This is a genomic window from Shewanella hanedai, assembly GCF_007197645.1.
GTDB classification, from domain to species: Bacteria; Pseudomonadota; Gammaproteobacteria; order Enterobacterales; family Shewanellaceae; genus Shewanella; species Shewanella hanedai.
In genome coordinates this window covers 32,405-53,505 of record NZ_VKGK01000007.1, presented here as the reverse complement: position 1 = coordinate 53,505, position 21,101 = coordinate 32,405, and the positions used below count along the sequence as shown (strand labels likewise).

The window sequence follows — 21,101 nt, the reverse complement described above, 5'->3', positions numbered from 1 at the left end:
TTTACACCTGAAGATTAAAGGTCACAGGCCCATCATTAACTAGGCTTACTTGCATGTCAGCGCCAAATTCACCCGTCTGAGTTGTCACCCCTTTGGACTGACAAAATGCGATAAAGGCTTCATATAATGTATTGGCTTGATCCGGCGTTCCTGCGCCAGAAAAACTCGGTCTTAATCCACGTCCAGTATCCGCTGCCAACGTAAACTGAGACACCACTAGCAGTGAGCCACCAGCTTGCTGAAGATTTAGATTCATCTTGCCATTTTCATCACTGAAAATACGGTAACTCATCACCTTAGTCGCCAACTTTTCCATCTTGGCTAAATCGTCATCCCGTTCGACCCCCAGCAATACCAGCAACCCTTTATCAATGGCACCAATGGTGATGCCATCTACATCGACTTTAGCTTGAGTAACACGTTGAATTAGGGCTATCACTTGACTCTACTTCTCCAATAAAAACCGATATCAATTCCTAATACTTAGGAATTGATATCGGTTACAAACATTGTACTTACTTCATAATGGGTATCGGTTTGATCATCTCTTCTGCGCCTTTTGGCAGAGAGTGGCTGACTTGACGCAAGCCTTCATCGGTCCACAGCATAAACCTGCGGATCTCTTCAATCTCGATAGTATCAACAAACGTGGCGGCGCCCTGTACTTGGATCACGGCGCCGTTCTCACGTAAAACAAACTTAGCAAAATTCAGCTTATGATTAAGGGTGCCAATCAGTACTAACAGATCTTTACTGCCCACCAATTTTGGGTGTACCGCATAGAAACGGTTCATCAAAATACGATCGATGCCATCAGGATTAATACTAGGTTGAAGCAAAAATTGATTATCATCGAACTGCACTGCAACGCTATGTGCACCTGACATTTTTGCTAAGTAATTATTCTTAACTAACGCTTCATAAAGCTTTTTCGTCGCATCTTCATTCGTTACACCACCGAGAGTGACACTGTCGGGCGCTAAGCCTGCGGTCGCCTCTGGTTGAGTCTTTTCCGTCGTAGCACAAGCACAAAGCGAGGTAAGCATTCCTGCAATAATGAGTTTTTTCATTGTATCCATATTCCTTTATTTTTCGTGTATCTTACGTGCCATTTCCCCTACCGCGTAGACGACTTCTTCATGCATCTTACCATTGGCTAACGCGTGATACCCACCTTTAACCACTGAGTAATGGATCTGCTCATTACCATATTCTGAGATAAATCTCTCCCCTATCATAACGGGGCAAACCCAATCCATCTCACCTTGTAAAATAACCGTTTTAGCGGTGATTTTACTGGCATTCTCACACATGATTTCATATGAATTAAAATATTGATGATAAGCAAAATGTAACTCTATTTGAGCTAGACTTTTACCAAAAGGCAGCTCAGTATCCGGCAGCTTAGTCCCGGGTAATGACAAAGCTAGCTCCCAACTTAACCACTGATAAACATGGGCATTAAGAGTATTAATATCAGGAGCATGAAGTCCCTTTCGGAAACCCGCAAGAAAGGTCTCTAAACAGGGAGTGAAGTCTTGTAAGGAGGTAAAAGCTAAATATTCTTGAGGAAATAGATTGGCTGCACCATTAGCGCCATACAACCAAGCCACAGCCTCATCGCTAGGCACGAATAATCCCCAAAGCACTTGTGACATCACCCTATGCGGAAATAAAGCACTGTAGATAAATCCTAAGGTTGCGCCATATGAGCCACCAACCACACACCAGCAAGGGATATTAAGCAGGCCCCGCACTGTTTCAATATCAGCAAGCAGTGCTTGCAGATTGTTATGTCTAATATCCCCTTTAGGTCTAGAGCGACCGCCGCCGCGCTGATCTAGCATCAGAATCCGATAACTATTCTCATCAAACAACTTCAACTCGTCACTCATACAACCGCCACCTGGGCCACCATGAAGGTACAACACGGGGATCCCATTCGGATTACCATATTGGGCTAAATGCAGTAGTTGTCCGTCACCAACATCTACCCAATCCCTACGAATAAATGCCGGAAGCACTTGGCTCATCGATCAGAGGCCCTTCCTTCTAACTCCTGCGGTGGCTCCATGATAGAAAAGCTCATCTGAGGCAGGTTTTCTTCTTCAAGGATTTCAGCAGACTCTCTTTTACTGTCCATCTCTTTACTGTCTAAGTACTCAGGCAGCGCTGCGGTGATCACCGCCCCTAACAGTACAATCATCCAAGACAGATATACCCAAAGAAATAGAATAGGGATTGTCGCCAACGCACCATAAATAGCTTCGTAAGTCGGGAATTTTGTCAGATAAAGTGCGAAGCCTTTCTTGCCGAACTCAAACATAAGCGCAGCCGCTATCGCGCCCAATAAAGCATGGAAAAACTTAACCTTAGTATTAGGCACAACCATATAGATCAGTAGAAACGTCGCCACCGAAAAAAGCATCGGCAAGCGTTCCACCAGCAAAGGGACAATACCGGAGAGATCCGAGCCATTAAAAACTTTAAGAGACACCACATAAGAGGTCGCCACTAAGCTCGCCCCCATCAGCACTGGTCCCAATGTCAGCACCATCCAATACATGGAAAAAGACACCACCATCGAACGCTTATCTTTGGTGCGCCATATGCTGTTGAGAGACTTATCAATGCTGGAGATCAACATAATCGCGACCACCATTAACGCGGCAATACCGACAGCCGTGCCTTTAGACGCATTATCAACAAACTCGTTGATATAAACTTGCACACTGTCACCAGCCGAGGGCAGGAAGTTATTATAAATAAAGCCCTCTATCTGCCCTCTAATCCCTTGGAATACGGGAAAAGCTGACAACATAGACATGGTCACAGCCACCATCGGCACCAGGGATAATAAACTCACATAGGCTAAATGGCCTGCACGAATATTAATCTGGTCTTCCGCTAATCGTTGCTTTAGATGTATCATGAAGTGCCAGATACTAAGCATGAATGTTTGTAACTTGGTCAAATTGAACTTTTTTATCACAGCGCTCTCGATTAAATAATTAGAGTATTGGCGTTGAATGTGTATCCTCGTACAATAAAGCTTATAACCTAAGATTTACAAGTGTAAGGAATAAATAGATGTCTCAACAAGGATCTGCAGGCAACGTAATTGCCGCAATCGCTAGCTTTTTCTTTGTAGGACTAGGGCAGTTAGTCCAAGGCCGCATATTTGCTGCAATTATTTTTTGTCTAACCACCTATGCTGCATATGGTATTGCCACTTTCACTTTTGGTCTATTTTTAATCGTCGCGTTGCCTCTACACCTATGGTGCATCATTGATGCTGCTCGATATAAAGCAGACTAATACCACTTATTAAAGGTACTTCAATCGGTTCATACGGGCACAAACAAGGACACCCTACTAGATGAATAAACATATCTCAATTGCCATTATCGCCACCACTCTTTTGCTGAGCGGCTGCCAGAGCGCTTACTACGGTGCGATGGAAAAAGTCGGTTATCACAAACGCGACATCATGGTCGACAGAGTCAACGACGCCAAAGAATCACAAGAGGAAGCTCAAGAGCAGTTCAGCTCAGCTCTCGAAGAGATGCAGGCATTGTTAAACCACGATGGTGGCGATCTGGAAACAGCCTATAACAAGGCCAAAGATGAGTATGAATCATCACAAGATGCAGCCGATGATGTGAGCAATCGTATCGAAAAAGTCGAAGATGTCGCCGATGCGCTATTCGAAGAGTGGCAGACTGAAATAGGTGAGATTAGCAAAGCAAGTCTACGCCGCAACAGTGAGTCTAAGCTTCGCGAAACCAAACGCTCTTATGAGCAGTTGGTTCGCACCATGAAGCGTGCAGAAGGCAAGATGGCACCGGTACTCACCGCGATGAAAGACAACATGCTCTATTTAAAGCATAACCTTAATGCCCAAGCTATTGGCGCCATTAAGGGAGAGTTCACCAGTCTTCAGACTGATATCTCAAGCTTAATTAAAGAGATGAACAAGTCTATCGCAGAGTCGAACAAGTTTATCGCCGCTATCGAAGGCACTAAGTAACAGTCAAATATAAAGATATTCCTAAACGAAGTGCTTAGGAATATCTTCATTTCAATGTCTGATTTAATACAATTTCCCTACTACTCATCCCTCCCTTTGTGATCGCCTTAAAATTAATAACCTCACAACAGCATATAATTTAGATCTACTGCACGAAACGAAAATGGCCGAAGAACTTACGCCTAATCGCTCGTCTCTAACAATAACAAGTCATTATAAAATCAGATCTTATGAGCTTCATTGAATCATTAACGCTTATGTTAGCGTTAGCCTATGCCGCGAGTCTGTTGTACTGGAGTGGCCAAAAATCAGGTGCGTTAACCACAATCATCCTCGCGATTAGCGCTGCTGTCATCTCACTCTCTTGGCCCTTAATGCTCGCCACGGCGATAGCGGCAGTCTCACTGACACTGTTAACTAAACTACGTCCAGAAGCTGCTAAAGGAGAATTGAGAGCCAACCAACTGAGAGATGGCGTACAACATCTATTAGCGCTGTCGATGTTACTTGTCGGCATACAGTTCGCCGCCAACGCATTCATGCTCAACGCGGGAATCACCCCTTGGTTAATGCGACCCGACGTTGGTGACGCCTTTTTGCCAATCGCAGGCGGCATTGAGATAAAGGCAATACTCACTCTGGGGTTATGGGATCAAACTCATCCGGCAGCCGCCGTCATGCTGGCAGTCGTACTACTCACAGGTTTGCTCTGCAAACGGCCGTTTTGTGGCTGGGCATGCCCACTCGGGCTCGCTGGTGAATACCTTTATAAACTGAGAAAGCGCTTTATCAAGTCGGAGTTTATGCCACCAGCCTGGATAGATTGGCCATTGAGAATGCTGAAATATCTGCTGTTAACTGCCCTACTCTTCATCATCCTTGGTATGCCAGTTGCGTCGATCCCACATTACCTTGAGGGTAATTATCATAAGATCGCCGATCTCAAAATGGCGCTGTTTTTCATAACACCGGGCATGGTTACCTTAGTCTGTTTCGGCTTCATCTTGGGGCTTTCAGCATGGCGACGTCAGGGATTCTGCCGATATATCTGCCCTTATGGTGCTTTGTTAGGTTTACTCAGCTTCTTAAGCCCCTTTAAGATTCGCCGTAACACTCAACATTGCCTAATCGACAGCAAAGGCATGAGCTGCGACAAGTGTACCCGCGCCTGTCCGGCGAATATTTCAGTTCACACTCAGAAGAATATCCGATCCGATGAATGCCAAGCCTGCATGCGTTGCGTCTCTGCCTGCCCAAAGCGTGAAGCGCTGCAATTCAGCACTCGAAATGGTTGGGCGTTATCTGCCAGAGGGTTAACCATCATGCTGCTACTCATCCTGTTCCTCATTCCACTTATGGCTTATGTCAGCGGGTTTTGGCATAGCCAAACCTCTGTTCAGGATCGGATCTATTTGATCCAGCATTTGAATGCGATTGGGCATTAGCCTTCGAATGAAGGCTGATTACATTTTTTGGTTTGGCTTTTGGCTGAATTGGTATTGGGTATGTCATTGAAGGTCGACCCTTCATTGTTATATTTCCCTATAGTCTCGACCGTGCACCAGATGTCACGGCAGAGCCCACTGGGGTTGTGCTGCGGCGTGTCACCGAAGTATCCGCACATTAGTCGGCGACAGGCAATAAACACTTTAAAAAATAGAAACTGATCCAGCTTTTCTCCGTGAACTCTGTGTAGCGCTCTGTGGTGAGAGCTCTTTTCTTTCTATCTTTCCTCCTCTCCTCAAAAAGTAAAACCCAACTCCCTCACTGTTTATCACTATTAAGCGAAGATTTAAGCTTGAGCGGAAGACTCTACGACATATGACTCTATGATTTGGGCGAGTCGTTTGATGCCGGCTTGCATTTGGTCAGTCCAAGGTAGGCCGAAGGTGATGCGGAAACAATCTTGATATGCTGCCGCTTTGTTATCGCCCTTTTGAACATCAGCTTGATGGCTAAAGGTAAACATCTGTCCTGGTGCTATCGATAATTTATCGGCGATGACGAGTTGCCACAGAGCTTCGCTGGAGAGTTGATTGGGTAACTTGAACCAGATGCAGGGGCCGCCTTCGGGTTGGCTGATGTAAAGGCCGTTGGCTAATGCTTGTGGGAGGTGTTGAGCCAAAATCGACTGCGCGGCGATGTAATTGCCCACCAGCTGCTCTCTTAATTTAGTCATGAGCTTATGGTATTGGCCGCTTTCCATTAGCTGATGCACCATCAATTGCAGTGCAATGCTGGCTTCTTCACCGACAGTTTGCTTAGTAAACTGACAGTCACTAAAGGTGTTGCAACAGATAAGGTAACCTAGGCTAATTGTTGGCGATAAGGTGTCATAAAAGTCACCAATAGAGATCACTCTGCATGGCGATGTTGGTGGGACTAAAGCGACTAAACAGCTGGGCCGCTGGCGACCGAAATAGAGCTCTGAGCGATCATATTCGATAAGTGTCACCTTATGAGATACAGCCCAATCGATAAGCGCGAGTTTATCCCTGTCAGACAATACTCTTCCTGTCGGATCAGCAAAGCTTGGATTGACTAACAAGGTTTCAAAAGGCTGGGTTTGATAAGCGTTCGACAGTAGATCCAGCTCATCTTGATAATCCATCTGCTGAGGTATTTCGACCACATCAATATTTAATTGGCTCAATATCGCCTGAAAATAGAATGAAACCGGTGATTCTACCGCGACAGTTTTACCTATCGCTTTAGCCGCCATCAATGCCTGTAATAGCCCATCCTGTCTCCCGTTAGTGATTAATACGTTATCAGGCGTTAACACTTGTCCAGCGCGAGAAAGATGACGGCAGATCTCATAGCGCAACTGATCTAACCCCTCTATCGGCGAATCCATAAAGAGTTTATAAGGGCGTTTAGCGACAACTTGCCGATGCAGACGATTGAGCAATACCTCATGGTCAATCACTGAACTTGGCGCTGTGCACGAGAGCGGTAAAATATCGGGGTCGTTAAATGAAAACTGCACCGCCGTAGCCAGTGATTGCCCAGCTTTAACCCGATTAATAGTTTTCCCGTAGTTAGGCGTGCGCTTGCCTGACACCAGCCCTTGTTGATGATTCACAAAATAGCCGCATTTGGGTTTAGCGTAGATCCAGCCCTGTCGCTCCAGCGCCATATACGCTTGGGTCACGGTCGATACCCCGACTTGGTGATGCTTGGCATATTGCCTGACAGAATCAAGCTTGCCCGTCAGTAAACCTCCGTTAATCGCGGTGATCACCCCATCAACAATTTTCTGGTACTTAAACGCCATAGTCTCTTGCCCTTATACACCGTGAATAGAACGCGGCACCATCTGTATTGGTTTTTATTTTAATAGACTGTATCTGTTTTGCCTTTCAGTTTCCAGATAGAGTAATCGTTCTCCTGACACAGGGACTTATAACCGCTAAGGATGGACCATGAAAATTATCACCGAAACAGAACGCCTTATCATTCGTGAATTTAACCTCGGTGATGTTCAAGCCGTGCTCCATTTCAATACACCGGAAGAGGTGAACCGCTTTACGGGCGATGCGGGTTTATGCGAAAGCCTGATCGATGCCGAAAATATCATTACTGATATCTGGCTAAAAGAGTACCAAGCCCATGGGTTTGCTCGCTGGGCGATTGTGTTAAAAGAGACTAATACCGTCATCGGGTTTTGTGGCTTTAAAAAGGAAACCCGCATCGATGGAGTTGACATAGGTTATCGATTACACCCTGATTATTGGGGCAAAGGTTACGCCACCGAAGCGAATCAAGCCTGCATCGAATACGCTAAGAAAAATATGGACTTAAATCATGTATTGGGTGATGTTGTTCATGAAAACACTGCGTCAGCCAATGTATTGAAAAAGCTCGGTATGGGTTTTCAAAGCCAATATCAGGAGATGGGCTTTGAGGTCGACCGCTACGAGATATTTTTAAAGGATTAACCAAGGGTGTTCCATACAACCCGCTACAGCGATGTATTAAGGATGATTTGTGCAGAGTGACGTTTCAATAAAACGGTTTAAACAGTTTCCCCGCTTGATGTGGATTTTCCTGTTTGGCTCCTTTATCACCCGTGGCAGTTACTACATGGTGTGGCCTTTTTTGGCTGTCATTTTGTATGAAAAGTTTGCCTTATCGGCAACCGAAGTCGGCTTAATCTTATCCGGCGCTGCCATGATCTCGGTATTCACTAGCTTTATTGGCAGTGCGTTATCTGATCGCATTGGCCGTCACCGATTAATGTATTTAACCGGTGTGCTCTATATCATCTCATTCTCTCTGCTGGCAGAGGCTGACACTATCACCGCTTATGTGGTGGTGATGACCTTATGTTCAATCGCCACCTCACTTTGGCGACCGCTTACATCAGCTGCAATTGGTGACATTATTGCCGATCCACAAACCCGTGAACTGGCGATGCAATCACTCTACTTTATTGTGAATGTAGGTTGCGCCGTAGGGCCACTGGCCGGTGTTTGGTTAGGGCTTACTGGTGAGCAATCCAGTTTTTACATTACCGCAGGTGCCTTTGCCATATTGTTAGGCTTGCTGTTTTGGGGATTTCGAGGCCAAGCAGCGCTCAAGTCGACCACAAATAATCAAACAATAGGCAAGCAAACAGACAAGCTAGCTGATAGCACACAACAACCGGCGACACGCAGACAGATCATCACAGTGTTGTGGCAGGACAAGCTTTTTCAGTGTCTTATATTCGCCAATATTATCTGCATGTTTATCTATGCGCAGATGGACAGTTCTCTGATCCAATACCTAACTCGCGCTGATGCACCACATCTGTTGGAGCTTATCTCGGCGATGATATTCACCAATGCTATGGTGATCATCACCACTCAGTTTTTACTGTTAAAGCTCATGTCAGGCTTTAGCATTACTGCAAGAATTCAGTTTGGGTTAGTGTTGCTGATGATCTCGCAGGTGTGGTTAGCGGTGAACCCCATTGATCTGTTTTGGGGTTGGATAGGAGCGGTGATCATCATCAGTCTCGCAGAGACCATTACCTTCCCCACCATGAACGTGCATATCGACAGGTTGGCACCTCAACATCTGCGTGGTGCTTACTTTGGCGCAGCGTCGTTCTACGAGTTTGGCTTTGCATTCGCCCCGCTTGGTGGTGGCATTATGCTGGATCATTTTGGTGGATTCTGGCTATTTATGAGCTGTGCTGCACTTTCTGTACTGGTGATCTATTTATATGGGATATCAGACAAACTGCCACGACCCAATTTTGAACGCCTTTAAGTTGAGTTTAAGCAAGCCATAACGGCGTAAAAGACCCAATCGACAGAAGGAGTGCATAAGCGCCCCTTCTGTCGATTCACACCATCAAACATGTGCATTTAACGTGCTAATCTTAATCACAATTTCCGGTTAACCTAGCCTGTAATGCTTCCATCCGCCTACTTTGCCCAGTTGTACCAGCAACGCCGCCCTGAGGTACCCAGTTAAGCCATCCCTGTCCCGCAACATGAGCACGGTACTCAACGCTGCAACCTGGCGCACGGTTGTTGAGCCAGATCCGAACAGCCTCTACTCTACGGCTCTGATAGGTGGTGCCTGCAATATCACCATCACACACGGCTGGCTGCCAGCCGATGCCAGCGACATGCGCGTTATAGCAGATCCCCATATTGGAGTTGTACATAAACATCTGCAACGCTTCCATTCTCCGACTTTCGCCAGTGGTGCCCGCAGTATCACCATTCATTTCAAACTCTAACCAGCCGTTATTGGCAACATGAGCGCGATACTCAATACTAGGTGAACTTGCCAGCCCGATTGCACCGGGCGCATCTAACATTCCGTCACCACAGTTGGACGTATTACAGCTAGATCCTGGCAGAAAGGTTCGCGCCGAATGCTTGATCCGCATCTCCACGGCCGTTGGTGATAAATAGGGGCTTTGATGCAGCATTTGAGCAACCACGCCAGCAACGTGGGGAGTCGCCATTGATGTCCCGTTATAAGAGACATAGTTGTCAGCACCCGGTCCATTGGTGCCGCTGTTTAAGGTAGACAAAATGCCTGTTCCCGGCGCCGACACATCAATTTTCGAACCGAAATTTGAAGAAGCCCAACTGCTCCACACTGAGCGTTGTCCAGCTTGATCGTGAGCAGCAACAGCAATGACACCGTCACAACTGGCAGGAGAGAAGTTGGCGACATCACGACCACTATTTCCGGCAGCGACCACCAGCGTAACACCGTTATTTCGCGCCTGATTAATGGCTGATTGATAAGTCGAAGAGCAACCACTGTTGCCACCTAAGCTCAAGTTGATCACATCAGCAGGAAAGGCATTAGTGGGCACGCCTGATACATTACCGCCAGATGCCCAGACGATGGCATCGGCAATATCGGCCGTAGTACCGCCACATTTACCCAGCACTCTCACCGGAAGAATATTAGCGTTGTAGGCGGTGCCAACCACACCTTGGCCATTATTGCCCACTGCAGCAATGGTGCCTGCCACATGAGTACCATGCCAAGAAGAGTTTCTAGCGCTATGACTCCAACCACACTCAGATGCCGACACCGCATCACCGGGATCCCTAGCATCCGCATCACGACCATTGTTATCGTTGCCCATAAACGCACTGGAGACAAAATCATAACCACCGACAATATTATCGGCTAAATCGGCATGAGGACGAAAACCTGTATCTAACACTGCAACCGTCACGTTGCTGCCGCTGTTACTGTCCCAGCCAGCTTCGGCACGAATGCCAGTATTGTTATTAATTAAGCCCCACATGTCGCCTAAACGGCTGTCATTAGGCGTTAAGGTTGGCTGGAAGTATCGGTTCACCTCAACAAATTGATAATTACCGGTCTCTGTTAATTGCTTAGCGAGTTTGGTCAGTACTTCAACGGGCTGCGGCTTGCCAAACGTGACAATCTGAGATTGGTTGGCATCAAACCGCTTGTGAAAAACTTCGACACCTAACTGCTTGCTCAAAGACGATAGTGCCTGACCAGCTTTAAACACTGAACGCTCGTGTTGAGTGGCCTTATGTTGAATAATCAAACCTTCACCGATTTCGTTAAATTGTTCCATCGGCTCCTTTTGAGATCTCTCGACTTCTTGAGCATTAACAGCGCTGACATTCAGTGCGGATAACATGGCAGCACACAGCGCCGTTTTCATGAATAAATTGTCCATCTAAAAGTTCCTTCTAATAAAAGTATGTTTCATCCTTTGATCGCTTCAGAAAAGCATTAACTTCATTTCCTGAAACTTCAGAGAGCAAACTACAGCGCCACAGAAATAATAAATAGGGTAATAATTACCCAATACTTTCTTCTAGGTCAGAATGAGCACCATTGCGGATCTGGTTTGAACGATGGGATCTCTTGCTCTTGAGTACAGAGAATTGAGTGCTGAGGCTCTGTGGATAATTCAAACAATCAAGGGAGATAAATTACATACTTGGTAACAATCCCAATGTGAACTTACTGTTATTTCTATGGCCTACTTTGCTATGGTCTGCACATCGGCATCGGATAGTAAAATAGTTAACAGGGGAATGATTCTATGAGTAAATTAAAAATCTTTTGGAAAAATAACAGACAGTTGTTCATTTTTATTATTTTAATGTCTGTGTTTAGAAGTGCTGTGGCCGACTGGTACACGGTACCCACAGGCTCAATGCAACCCACCATTAAAGAGGGGGATCGCATTGTAGTAAATAAAATGGCATACGATTTAAGAGTCCCTTTCACGCAAATATCATTAGTTGAAACTGGTGAGCCAGAACGTGGGGAGATTATTGTTTTTGAATCAGAAGCCGCACAAAACCGTTTGATAAAACGTGTTATCGGATTACCTGGCGACACAATCAGCCTAAGTAACGAAGTATTGTTTGTTAATGGCACAAAATTGAATTACTCGGTAATCAGCGACGATGAACAGGAGTTGTTTATTGAGGAAACGATCAGCGGGTTAACCCATAAAGTCCGCATTGAGAAAAATGCCGACAATCGTTTAAGCAACTTTAACACGCTAACAGTGCCTGAAAACCATTACCTCGTCATGGGAGATAATCGCCGCAACAGCGCTGACTCAAGAGTTTATGGGTTTGTACCAAGAAATGAACTCAAAGGGAAAGCGATTAAAATCGCATTCTCACTCAATTACGACAATCACTACATTCCCCGTGAAAACAGGTTCTTCACTGATCTGTATGTAGATTAGAAAGTGCCTTGTAAGCTCACGCTAAGCTTCTTAAGATGTATAATTTTCTAGCAGGACTTTACGTTCTACGAAAGGAAAATGCCGACCGCCTAGGTGATCGGCTAATCAACTCAGTCTGCCCACACTTATCTTTGCGAGAGATCAGTAGCTGAGTTTAAATTCACAATGACTTATCACGTCTTCTTAAAGTACCTAAAATAAAGTAACCATCCAAACATAAACAGAAGTACTGTCACTATAGGCGCTGTTAAAATCAATTCGGTACGAAGTTCTTCTGGTAAGACATGACTATTACCACCAAAAAATATTGTAGTGGCGATAAACAGCGCAAAGTACATTCGCCAAAGATGACGCACTAATCGCTTCGTTCCAATAAGCACTTTTGCGGTAAGCATTTGATAATCCCAATATGCTATAAAAGCGGAAGAAACAACAAAGATGAGATAACTGGGGTATGAAGGCTCTGAAATAGGGTAATACCAATTTAAGCTCCATCCCAATACAGAAAGAATTAACGTGGTTATACCAATAGTGCTAATGACATAAAAGCCAAGTTTGTCTATGAAATTAACTTTATTGCTTCTACGCGCGACAGCGTACCAACCTGTTAGCAATAAATATAAAGAGAATATTGCCAAAAAAAAGGTAAATTGAAGGGAGCGTGCAAACGTTAAATACACTCCGCTAAAGCAAAGCCCCAACATACTATAGAAAAATATTTTACCTGCGAATTTGTGTAGTGTTTTACCTTTAGGAAGCAACATGGCAAGAAATCCGCCTACCACAGCTAAGGTTCCTATAACTAAATGCAATTGGGCTACAACAGGTAATTCTGTCATTATTTTCTCCCTACATTGCTAGTTGAGATCGTGCTTTTTTCTTGGGTTGTTCTTTAAAAAACATGTACTCAACAATACCCAAGTTAATTGCGACTCCCACAAGTCGACCATAGTCATGTTGAAATTGGTTTAGTATTGTCAGCGTGCTTTCAAATTGGCCAAACAACAAGAGCAGAATAACCTCAACAAATAATGGTGTTACTGCCCCAAGAGTTATTGCGACAGCTCTAACCATCCATTTTCGATGAGATTGAATATTGCGATTAATGATGTGCCATAACGCCAATGAAAATGCTATACACATAGCAACACTCATAACTAGAAGTGATATATACCGAGCGTCAAATGACACAAGGTACAACACATGGTGCATCCAAATAGCAGATAACCCCATGACATAGCCTGATAACAGTGCAATACGTCCACCGACTTTATGCCATGTTATATTTTTAGCTCGTAGCGCAGGTGAAAATTGAAACGGCATGGTTAGGAAAAACAGAATGCCTGCTACGCCATGCACAAAAATAGCGGCTGGAGCCTCAAAGTGTAAGGCATTAATCATCGATGAATCACTCACGCCATTAGACGACCCGATGGCGACCAAGGCGAGTAAAAAAATAGCAGGCACGCCTGGGATTGCCGTCATAAAAAGTAGAAAACCAACAACAGACCAATTAAAGGGGATGCTTTTTACTCTCGCATCATTCTGCATTGTTATTGAATCAGACATTGGGTTTACTCCTTTACAAATTAACTAATTTTAGAGATTTAGACTTTCCCTGTTACTTCTTGTAAAAATACAAGCTTCAAGCTTGGCTTTACCATCAGCACCTCAGCTATCTTTATAAAATCCATTTAACAAATAAAGTTGATTGCTAAGCAGCGAGGAGGATAAAACAACGACTGTAATACTCTCCCTCTGTAACGTGTAAATGATGTCTATTTACTGTCACGAGTAGCAACTGATTAAAAGAATATAGTTAATAAGGGCTTATATCGTCCGAGACTAGAAGCGCGGACAGTTTTCTATATGGCACGGGTAGACAATAGAGTAGAGTTAGGGGCTTACAAGCTTCAATAAATACTAAAGCGTAAAAATTAAAAGTGTAAATATAAGGAGTTGATTTGACCGACCCTATAGTAATGACCCTCTCCATGATTATGGTAGGACAAATTTTGTTAAGTGTTCCCGTATTGCTAACCAGAGCAAAAAAATCGGTAATATGCTTACCTTTAGCGCTCTTCTTATTCGCTAATGGCGCCTTAGCAATGGAGCCTGTGGTTAGCACTTATTTTCCTAATTGGTACCAACTATATTCAGCATTAGCATTTCCAGCACTTTTTGTATTGGCGCCATCTTTATGGTTTTACGTTGAAGGAATTACTGCTGAAAAACCTTGGCAACTCAACTCAACACAAGCTCGTCATTTTGTACTGTTATGGCCTGCGATATTAATTAGCGTAGTGATGATGTTCTTGCCCAAAGATATGCATACTGCAATTTTTATTGATGATGCAGATCTCTCGGATCCTTTAACTTGCACGTTAATGGTTAGTATATTAATCATAATATTGCTCTGGCTTGGGCAATGCGTATATACCATTTATCGAATTATTCATCGTCTAGTTGCTTACCGACAACAACTGAAAAATGTATTTTCTAATAATGATGATAAAGAGCTTAATTGGATAAACTGGTTAATGTTCGTCGCCATTAGCGCTTGGCTATTTTCTTTAGCGACCTTGTTCTCCTCAAGTCTCTTTGACAACTTACTATTTAATCTGCGCACCGAGAGCCTGTTATTGCTATTACTAATATGGAGCTTGGCTCATTTTGGTTTACAGCAAAAACCAGTACTGACTGAATACAATGAAAAAAATAACCTAAACTCAACACTTAACAATGAGAGTGTGAGTGAAACGGTTCTTGATATAGAAAGCAACGATAATCAAAGTGGCACCACACCAGAGTCGCCAAAGAAATATCAACGTTCGGCCTTGAGTGTCGAGCAAGCTACACGTATCGCAGGTAAAATTAATAACGTGATGGAAAACGATAAACTCTACTTAGACTCAAGTTTATCACTGCAAAAACTCGCAAATCATGTCGCTATTTCACCCAATTATATCTCGCAAACTCTCAATGAAACGCTATCAGCTAACTTTTTTGATTTCGTCAACCAGTGGCGCATTGAAGCAGCAAAACCGAAAATAATCGCAAATAAAAATACCGTACTTGATATAGCGCTTGAAGTTGGATTTAACGCCCGATCTTCTTTTTATAAAGCATTTAAGCAAGAAACTGGACAAACGCCGAGTGAATACCGAAAACAGTTAGAGAAAACTGAACGATAAGGAAAATAAAAATCATATAAATTAAAACAACAAGATAGCCCTATGCATCTTCAATACTGATCTGGGTTCTTCTGGGACGAGGCATGGTTAACTCCTACTTTTTACCGATAACTAAAGCTTAGTAGGAGGTGTGGAATTTACGCAATTAACTATGCCTGTCCACATTTATTTCTGATTTATTCTTTTTTAATTATTATTGCTGAGTTAGTAAGTCTGACTCAATTCCATTTTCTTTTAGCAGCTTAAATATATTACTCGGTAAGATAAACAAGGAAGTTGAACCCTCCTCAACCGATAATAATGCTTGATTCGGAAACCACTCCATAGCCAAATCTATAATCTTCTGAAAGTAATCTGCAGTTTCATTGCTAAAAACCTCATCCAGATTAATCTCACCGATCACTTTTTCATTTAAGCTAATCGTTAATACATCATCTTTGACCTCATCTTGGTAACTAACACTATCACGCACGCCACGTAACTTAACTAACTGCTCTAAGGGATCAATAAAACCTATATAAGGTGAGCGAATATTATCTAAATCATTAATATCAAATAACTCAATCGTTTCAGCTTCAAAATGGTCAGCTAAACACGCTATGATTTCAGTTCTATTTGTACCATCAAGTAGTAGCTGATTAAGTTCATCCTCGACATTAGTCTTATTGTTTTCAATATCCACTTCTTCAGTTTTATCTTTTGAAAAGTATTCATCGTCTGTTAGATACTTACCCGCCCTGGCATTCGCCCAAATGTTTTTCCATTCTGGGGCAATCTCGTCTGAATCAAGTTGTTTAAACCAAAGCTCTGCGATTGTTTGAAACGCCGCAGAATATTGCTGCCGTTGCTGGTAAAACTGCAGGCTAGTCGCCAGCATCCGCCCGAGCTTTTCTTCAGAATCATCCCTTCGCATTTGTCTTTTATACATTTCTGTAGAGAGATATTGACTTAAATTTTGGAGATGATAGCAATCAAAAGCATAAAAATATGGCTGTGTTCTAGCATCATTTTGATATTCTTCAATCAACCTTCCCAATCCACGAACACAATACAAAGCACCGCTATTTAACGGCCGAAGCGCTTCAAGCCGCCATTGTTCAGCCTGTTTAACATAAGCGTCATCGAGAAACTGCTGATTTAAGAATAAAAACTGATAAAGTAGTTGCTCACGCTGCAAAAAAAGTGACTTTACATTTTCAGTCGCATTTAATGGAGAATATAAGTAACTGTTATCTTTTATTAAAATATAGCTAGTGCTGATACTGCCCACCATAGATTCTTCACATCGCGCCTCAGACTTGATGCGCTGAAACTCTGCAAACCAAACGTTAATATCATCTGATGGGTGCCACGCTAAACAGTAGATAAGCGGTACAGGTTCTGCCCATGCAATATCTTCTTGTTTACGTACGCCCTTTAGAAAATAGGGCTCCATATATTTAACCTCTTTTTTAGAGTATTGATGCTCTAAAAGGCATTTTTTTAACTCAGCCCATAGTACCTTACGAGCCTTCACCCATTTTTTATCTTCAACTTTCCAATACATGTTTTACTACTCCACCGCGTTAATTAAGTCTTCCATACCTTCCAGCAAGTTATTATCTAAAAAGTCTTTCATTATCGCCTTAGTATTTTGAACGCTAACCATACTGTAAAATAACGACTCACACGTTTCAGTATGAGCAACATGCTCCTTACCTGTTTTCTTTTTCACATCATTTTTGGCTGCTGCAGGAACCTTACAAAGTCGCTCATCTAATTTTATTTTCTTCAAATCTGTCGTTTTAGGACCTTTATGCTTTTTATCTTGGGAGACAAACTGCTGAAAACGCCAAGATAATTTTTGAAAACTGGGTTTATCTTCAGATTCAAGCTCTAAGAAGTCAGAAAAGAACTCTTTATGGATATGCTGCCCTCGCTTTGGCTTGCCAGGGTAACCAGTCCATTCCTTTAGGAGACTTTTATTGAGTGGCATTTGCAGGGACTTCAATTCAAGCCACTCTTCTGCATCATTGGTAAGCACGATATCCACCTCGCGGGAATAACTTGTACCACTGTTAAATGCGATCTTTCTCGAAGCTTCTATCGCTTTCACTTTAGGTTGAGATGAATCTACCTGACTCATTAAATGTTTATATGACACCATAACTAAGTGAAACTGAGCGCCATACTTTTGCTGGCGGCCAAAAAACTTAAAAACAATTTATAAAGCCACCCAAAATAAATCAATAACATATCGCTACCTTAGCAAGCTTTCAACTTAGACTGTCATTGAAGCGGTCAACTTGCTGACACCACTGTAACTTAACCTGCTTACGAATGATTAGTAGGGCAATTTAACACGAAAATGCTGAACGACGGACAGAGCTTGTGAACTCATGTTATCTAAGAAGATTGAGTAGAGTAAAAGTAGTTTGAAAGGTAAGGGGGTTTAGCTAAGTTTGTTGTCAGCCATCTTCTAGATACTTGCAACTCTTGGCAAAGTGACGTCTGCGCTTTTGAAGGTGTTCACAAAAGGTGGTTAATTCTTGAGTATTACCCACAGGGCCGTGGAATATTTTACCAAATTCTGTAGTGAGTTTTATCCAGTTTTCCGATGAGATATTCAGTCTTGTTAGCACCTTAGCTGAACTTAAAGATATAGAGCCTCTTTTATCATCACGGATGATTCGTCCCGTTTCATCAACTAGCTGTAGATAGTCTTTTAGGACAAAATTAATCCCCTTAGGCTGGTTTAGCTTTTCATTGCCAATGAAACTCAGCAATGGCAGAGGTTGCTCACCTTTAAATGCCGCACGGATACGTTGTTGAATGCTAGTATACTCCGAGCTTTCCAGTGTCTGCGCCATTTTCGCTCGAATAGGGTTCAAGTCTACGTAGGCCATACAAGCCAATACGGCAGCTTCATCAAGCAAAGCCTGAGACTTAAACCTCCCCTCCCAGAATCTACCTGTACACTTGTCTTCCTTATTCGCCATTCGAGCAATAGGCTCGTTTAAGCACCTCATAAACCAAGATATATCGCTCAGGCGGCTTCGATATTGAGCAATTGAATGCCTCAGCTGGGCTAGGTTTCGTTCTTCTACTAATTCACCTTTTGCAAACCTTTGTGTCTGCTCTGTGCCATTAAACAGTTGATGCCACTGCTCTACCACCTCCCTATCGCTCCAACTATTGGCTAATTCAATATCAATCCTCAATACCAGATGCAGGTGATTACTCATCACTGCATAAGCGGCTATATCTATAGCAAAGACTTCACCTAACTTAACTAACTGAGATTCTACCCATTCTCGTCGATGTTCATAGGACCTACCGGTCTGCGAATCAACTCCTGTCAGCCAGGCCTTGCGCACGCACCTTGAAACTGCGTGATAGAAAGGCGTGTCTTCAACACTTATTTGAGTTCGTCTAGGACAGGGCATATTTACCTCCTACTTCTACCAATAACCAAAGCTTAGTGGGAGGAGGACAAATGCACCATTTATTGTGGGTGGCCTGATTTATTGCAGCCTGATTTATTATGGTGGGTGGCCTGATTTATTATGGTGATAACCAAAGCTTAGTAGGAGGATGAAAAATGCACCATTTATTGTGGGTGGCCTGATTTATTGCCCACGCTTTTTACTACGAGAGTTCATCAACTCCCGTTAGGAAGGGACGACGAACTGTTCTACTCCATGCATGGTAATACGGACTTCTTATTCATATGGAAAGTTCAATACTGATCTGGGATCTTCTGGGACGAGGCATGGTTAACTCCTACTTTTTAACGATAACTAAAGCTTAGTAGGAGGTGTCGAATTTACGCAATTAACTATGCCTGTCCATATTTATTTCTTTAGGTTAGTAGGAGAATGAAAAATGCACCATTTATTGTGGGTGGCCTGATTTATTTTGGCCTGATTTATTTTGGGTGGCCTGATTTATTTTGATGGCAGCTTTCTTCTTTTCTTCACTGGGGATAGCTTTTCCATTCCCTCATGGAGCTTTTCTAGTATTGGATATTCATGGCTAAACTTATACTCCGTCAACCTGCCCTCTTTTGTTTTTGCAAACTCCCATAACTCCTTTAGAGGAGGGTAAAGGTTAGGTTCATTAAACCTATCACGCAGATGATTAACTACTTTCCACGCTCTGTCGTAACGAAGCTCATTTACATTTTTAAAAGGGTCTAATAGTTCATAGTGAGCAATCGTTTGAAGAAAGCGAGGCATATCATCTTGCATCCTACCTCTCTCTTTAAAGTCTGTTTTCTCTACCGCCAAAAAAGAGAAGTCGATTAAATATTGCCTAAACTCGTTCTCATACGCACTTTCTTCCAGAATAAATTCCATCATACTACTGCATAAACTGCTGAAGTTTTGATCCCCCCTAGATTTACGCCTTAACTTATACTCGTCTTCATTATCTCCATAAAGTATTTTTACATAGAGCTCTTCTTGCCCATGAAAAATATCTCTATAGCCTCCCTCTAGATTCGTTAAATCTCTAGCTGAACCAAATATACTTCTATAAAAAAAGTCCACACTATCATCATCACATTCACCTTTATTGAAAAGTGTTACATTATACTTATAGATACCTCTAAGGTTTTCTTCCGACTGATCGGGATGTAGTATCATTAATATCAGCGCACATAGTTCGTGTGGATATTCAAACTCATCATCTGGCTTATGTAGCAATCCCGTTAAGAAAAATGTTTGATAATACTTAACATCTTTCGGCCGTATTACACCTTTTCGAAGAAATGCACTTAATCGCCTCCACCTCTTCTTTCGCTCTGCTACCCACTGTTTGTCATCAAGCAGCCAAGCATCTTTATTTATTTTGTCATTCAATTTTATAAGGAGCATAGTTGTAAATCCCCTACATCAATATTTTCTGGTTCAAAAATACCCAGGTTAAACTCATCTATTACTGACTCTGCAACGCTACCTAAAAGTAGATTTTTTACCGACGGACTGGTTATCCAATTTTTATTGAGAGAGTAAATCTAGCCAGCCATTATTAATCAATAACATAGCGGCTCTACTGTGGATGTTCAATGCTCTAGATAGCACGAAAGCTTATCGAATCTTCTAAAGTTGGCTTTGAAGCTGATATATGGTTGAAAGTAGCGACTTTAGAGGAGAAATGGTGAAGTTTGAATGTGAAGAACTAATCTATGCATCTTTTCATGGATAATGCGTAGATAAAGTCTTGTAGTTGGAAAATTAATTCATATTTGAGCTTTCCTTTCGATAAATACAAAAAAACCGCATCTCTTTCGAGATGCGGTTTTCGTGTTATTAGGTGAGTTGGCCGATAAGCCGGGTCTTGTCGTGGACAGTTATTCATCTAGGCCTGCAATCGCTCACAGGCTCAAGCGACCTACCCGGTTCCAACGCGAGCCGCGCCGTATGGAACCCTATTTGGTCTTGCTTCGGGTAGAGTTTACCTTGCTACGAACTATTACTAGCCGCACGGTGCGCTCTTACCGCACCCTTTCACCCTTACCCCCTTGATAAATCAAGAAGGCGGTCTCCTCTCTGCTGCACTTGTCGTCGGTTCACACCGCCCAGGCGTTACCTGGTACCCTGCTCTATGAAGCCCGGACTTTCCTCCCCGTTCTTGCGAACGCGGCAACTGTCTGGCCAACTCGGCGCGGATTATAGCCTAAGCG

Annotated in this window: 19 protein-coding genes and 1 other RNA gene; 7 read left to right on the top strand and 13 right to left on the bottom strand. The window is 43.1% G+C overall.

The window, feature by feature from the left end; translation table 11 throughout:
- Window position 1: 1 nt before the first annotated feature.
- The 4 genes from dtd to FN961_RS07695 all read right to left on the bottom strand — a co-directional run bounded on the left by dtd (window position 2) and on the right by FN961_RS07695 (window position 2,953).
- Complete coding sequence (gene dtd, locus FN961_RS07710; RefSeq protein WP_143563976.1) at window positions 2–439, bottom strand: D-aminoacyl-tRNA deacylase; 438 nt, start codon at window positions 437–439, stop codon at window positions 2–4.
- 76 nt (window positions 440–515) lie between these two features.
- Entirely contained in the window at window positions 516–1,070 is a 555-nt protein-coding gene (locus FN961_RS07705) for a hypothetical protein (RefSeq protein ID WP_143563975.1), read from the bottom strand.
- A 15-nt stretch (window positions 1,071–1,085) separates the two neighbouring features.
- On the bottom strand, window positions 1,086–2,033 hold the full coding sequence (locus tag FN961_RS07700) for an alpha/beta fold hydrolase (RefSeq protein ID WP_143563974.1): 948 nt from the start codon (window positions 2,031–2,033) through the stop codon (window positions 1,086–1,088).
- Window positions 2,030–2,953, bottom strand: coding sequence for a virulence factor BrkB family protein (locus FN961_RS07695; protein WP_229814722.1), 924 nt, complete (start codon window positions 2,951–2,953; stop codon window positions 2,030–2,032). The genes FN961_RS07700 and FN961_RS07695 overlap by 4 nt, the downstream gene beginning before the upstream one ends.
- 137 nt (window positions 2,954–3,090) lie before the next feature.
- Here FN961_RS07695 and FN961_RS07690 point away from each other — a divergent pair, with 137 nt between their 5' ends.
- The 3 genes from FN961_RS07690 to FN961_RS07680 all read left to right on the top strand — a co-directional run bounded on the left by FN961_RS07690 (window position 3,091) and on the right by FN961_RS07680 (window position 5,475).
- Window positions 3,091–3,318, top strand: a complete 228-nt coding sequence (locus tag FN961_RS07690; RefSeq protein WP_143563972.1) for a hypothetical protein — start codon at window positions 3,091–3,093, stop codon at window positions 3,316–3,318.
- Between the two features lie 61 nt (window positions 3,319–3,379).
- The gene (locus tag FN961_RS07685; protein WP_143563971.1) at window positions 3,380–4,030 is read left to right on the top strand and encodes a DUF2959 domain-containing protein; all 651 of its coding nucleotides are present in this window, start codon (window positions 3,380–3,382) and stop codon (window positions 4,028–4,030) included.
- 230 nt (window positions 4,031–4,260) lie between these two features.
- Window positions 4,261–5,475 (top strand): 4Fe-4S binding protein, encoded by a 1,215-nt coding sequence (locus FN961_RS07680; protein ID WP_143563970.1) that lies wholly within the window; start codon window positions 4,261–4,263, stop codon window positions 5,473–5,475.
- Between the two features lie 347 nt (window positions 5,476–5,822).
- Here the strand turns inward: FN961_RS07680 and FN961_RS07675 are convergent, their stop codons facing one another.
- Window positions 5,823–7,307 (bottom strand): aminotransferase-like domain-containing protein, encoded by a 1,485-nt coding sequence (locus tag FN961_RS07675; protein ID WP_143563969.1) that lies wholly within the window; start codon window positions 7,305–7,307, stop codon window positions 5,823–5,825.
- Between the two features lie 148 nt (window positions 7,308–7,455).
- Between FN961_RS07675 and FN961_RS07670 the strand changes: the two genes are divergently transcribed.
- Together FN961_RS07670 and FN961_RS07665 are read left to right on the top strand one after the other, a co-directional pair.
- Complete coding sequence (locus tag FN961_RS07670; RefSeq protein WP_143563968.1) at window positions 7,456–7,971, top strand: GNAT family N-acetyltransferase; 516 nt, start codon at window positions 7,456–7,458, stop codon at window positions 7,969–7,971.
- A 49-nt stretch (window positions 7,972–8,020) separates the two neighbouring features.
- Window positions 8,021–9,289: an MFS transporter gene (locus tag FN961_RS07665; RefSeq protein WP_143563967.1), complete on the top strand. Its 1,269-nt coding sequence runs from the start codon at window positions 8,021–8,023 to the stop codon at window positions 9,287–9,289.
- Window positions 9,290–9,401: 112 nt separating this feature from the next.
- Here the strand turns inward: FN961_RS07665 and FN961_RS07660 are convergent, their stop codons facing one another.
- Window positions 9,402–11,210, bottom strand: coding sequence for a S8 family serine peptidase (locus FN961_RS07660; RefSeq protein WP_143563966.1), 1,809 nt, complete (start codon window positions 11,208–11,210; stop codon window positions 9,402–9,404).
- Between the two features lie 372 nt (window positions 11,211–11,582).
- On the opposite strand from FN961_RS07660, the gene lepB reads away from it, so the two are divergent.
- Window positions 11,583–12,242 (top strand): signal peptidase I, encoded by a 660-nt coding sequence (lepB, locus tag FN961_RS07655; RefSeq protein ID WP_143563965.1) that lies wholly within the window; start codon window positions 11,583–11,585, stop codon window positions 12,240–12,242.
- 173 nt (window positions 12,243–12,415) lie between these two features.
- On the opposite strand, the gene FN961_RS07650 is transcribed toward lepB, so the two are convergent.
- Window positions 12,416–13,081 carry a DUF2306 domain-containing protein gene (locus tag FN961_RS07650; RefSeq protein WP_143563964.1) on the bottom strand — a complete coding sequence of 222 codons (666 nt, stop codon included), beginning with the start codon at window positions 13,079–13,081 and terminating at the stop codon, window positions 12,416–12,418.
- Between the two features lie 10 nt (window positions 13,082–13,091).
- Window positions 13,092–13,811: a DUF2306 domain-containing protein gene (locus FN961_RS07645; RefSeq protein ID WP_143563963.1), complete on the bottom strand. Its 720-nt coding sequence runs from the start codon at window positions 13,809–13,811 to the stop codon at window positions 13,092–13,094.
- Between the two features lie 395 nt (window positions 13,812–14,206).
- Here FN961_RS07645 and FN961_RS07640 point away from each other — a divergent pair, with 395 nt between their 5' ends.
- Window positions 14,207–15,436, top strand: coding sequence for a helix-turn-helix domain-containing protein (locus FN961_RS07640; protein ID WP_143563962.1), 1,230 nt, complete (start codon window positions 14,207–14,209; stop codon window positions 15,434–15,436).
- A 193-nt stretch (window positions 15,437–15,629) separates the two neighbouring features.
- On the opposite strand, the gene FN961_RS07635 is transcribed toward FN961_RS07640, so the two are convergent.
- From FN961_RS07635 to rnpB, 5 genes are all read right to left on the bottom strand, one after another.
- Window positions 15,630–16,982 carry a hypothetical protein gene (locus tag FN961_RS07635; RefSeq protein WP_143563961.1) on the bottom strand — a complete coding sequence of 451 codons (1,353 nt, stop codon included), beginning with the start codon at window positions 16,980–16,982 and terminating at the stop codon, window positions 15,630–15,632.
- 6 nt (window positions 16,983–16,988) lie between these two features.
- Complete coding sequence (locus FN961_RS07630; protein ID WP_143563960.1) at window positions 16,989–17,561, bottom strand: hypothetical protein; 573 nt, start codon at window positions 17,559–17,561, stop codon at window positions 16,989–16,991.
- 322 nt (window positions 17,562–17,883) lie between these two features.
- Entirely contained in the window at window positions 17,884–18,861 is a 978-nt protein-coding gene (locus tag FN961_RS07625; RefSeq protein WP_143563959.1) for a transposase, read from the bottom strand.
- Window positions 18,862–19,362: 501 nt separating this feature from the next.
- Window positions 19,363–20,292 carry a hypothetical protein gene (locus tag FN961_RS07620; RefSeq protein WP_143563958.1) on the bottom strand — a complete coding sequence of 310 codons (930 nt, stop codon included), beginning with the start codon at window positions 20,290–20,292 and terminating at the stop codon, window positions 19,363–19,365.
- 436 nt (window positions 20,293–20,728) lie between these two features.
- An RNA gene (rnpB, locus tag FN961_RS07615) (RNase P RNA component class A) lies at window positions 20,729–21,080 on the bottom strand.
- Window positions 21,081–21,101 lie beyond the last annotated feature (21 nt).